This is a genomic window from Achromobacter animicus (genome assembly GCF_902859585.1).
Classification (GTDB): Bacteria; Pseudomonadota; Gammaproteobacteria; order Burkholderiales; family Burkholderiaceae_B; genus Achromobacter; species Achromobacter animicus.
Window position 1 is genome coordinate 1 of the sequence record NZ_CADIJM010000036.1, and the last position, 1,687, is coordinate 1,687.

Annotated in this window: 1 protein-coding gene; it reads right to left on the bottom strand. The window is 58.7% G+C overall.

The window, feature by feature from the left end; translation table 11 throughout:
- Positions 1-165: 165 nt before the first annotated feature.
- Positions 166-1,611, bottom strand: coding sequence for an IS1182 family transposase (locus HV681_RS27645; protein WP_175126281.1), 1,446 nt, complete (start codon positions 1,609-1,611; stop codon positions 166-168).
- Between the last annotated feature and the right edge of the window lie 76 nt (positions 1,612-1,687).

A 1,687-nucleotide genomic window follows, 5' to 3' on the forward strand; every position in this document is an offset into this window, starting at 1 on the left:
CCGAGGCTGTGTGGAAACGCTTTTCGTCCTGCCAGCCACAGCGCAATAGCCTAGTCCGCATCACCTTGGGCGGTCTTCACTTCGATTTTTCGAAGCGGGGCTCACTCAAGGCCGTTTGGGCGGCCCGGATAGGGCCTGAGGTGCGTTATGGGCCACATGAAGGGCTCAGCCGCCCATCGCCAGCACCGCTTTCATGGTCTGCTGGTAGCCCAGGATTTGCATGACCCGCTTGAGGTTATAGGTCAGTACATTCAAGCTCATTTCCGTGCTCACATTGCCCAAGCGACGAGTTAGGAAGTGCGTATAGCCCATCCAATGCTTGAACGTGCCGAACACATGTTCCACCGTGCGCCGCCGCACCTTCATCGCATCTGGCATTCGGTCTAGACGGCGCTGCGCCGCCTCAAGCACGGCCTCATGCTCCCATCGACTGATGCGCCGATACGCGCTAGGTGTGCATCGCTCCTTCATCGCGCATTGTGGGCAGGCACTGCTCCAGTAGCGCCGCAATTGAAGACCATTCTCCTCCCGCGTAAACCGGTGGATGGCGCGCTGGCCCGCAGGGCACTGGTACTCATCGTCCTTCGCGATGTAGATGAAGTCCGAACGGTCGAAGCGGCCTTCGGCCTTGGCATTGGAAGTCGTGGGTTTGGGCAAGATCGCATCAATACCTGTCTCTGCACATGCCTTGATCTGAGGCGCGCTGTAGTAGCCGCGATCGGCAATCGCACGCAGTCGCTTCTTGCCCATCGCCTCCCGCGCGGCTTGTGTCATCGATGCCAATGAGTCCCTGTCATGTCCTCGGTTCGTCACTTCGTGCGCGACGATCAGATGGTGCTTGGCTTCGACAACCATCTGCACGTTATAGCCGACCATCCCCGAGCCCCGGCCGCTGGTGGCCATCGAGCGGGCATCCGGGTCGGTCACCGACAACTGACCGTCTGGACTGTCTTTGAGCCTCTCCTTGACGTCATCCAGCGTGCGCATTTGTTTGCGCAGACGTTCGATCTTGTCATTGAGCCGATTGGTCCTTGCCTCGATCTCGACAGGTTGCGTCCGGTCCGCTGTGTCGAGCGCCGCCAGATAGCGGTGGATGCTCTCCTCAATCTGCTGCTGACGTTTGTCTATCTTGGCAGCCGTGAAGTTCTTGTCGCGCGTGTTGACTGCCTTGAACTTGCTTCCATCAACGGCAACCAGGGCTTGGCTGAATAGCTTGAGATCTCGGCATACGGCAACAAACCGCCGGCAAACGTTGCGAATGCCCGAGCCATTGTCACGGCGAAAATCTGCGATGGTCTTGAAGTCTGGCGCCAGACGGCCAACGAGCCACATCAGTTCGACGTTGCGTTGGCACTCTCGCTCGAGTCGACGACTGGACTGGACCCGATTTAAGTAGCCGTAGATGTAGATCTTCAGCAGCACGGCCGGGTGATACGACGGGCGGCCGGTAGCTGCTGGCGCCGCCTTCTCAAATCCCAGCGATTCCAGGTTGAGCTCGTCGACGAATGCGTCGATTATGCGCACCGGGTTGTCGTCGGCGATGAAGTCATCCAGGCATTCCGGGATCAACGCTACCTGCTGCCGGTCCTGACCTTCGATGAATCGGGGCATGTCGACTCCCGGGATCGAGATACCAAACTCTATCTAGATCACCGTAGCGGCGTCAAAGAGTTTTCACACAGCCTCG

Coding starts and splice junctions, on each gene's coding strand:
- HV681_RS27645 (WP_175126281.1), bottom strand. CDS start 1,611: ATGCCCCGATTCATCGAAGGTCAGGACCGGCAGCAGGTAGCGTTGATC.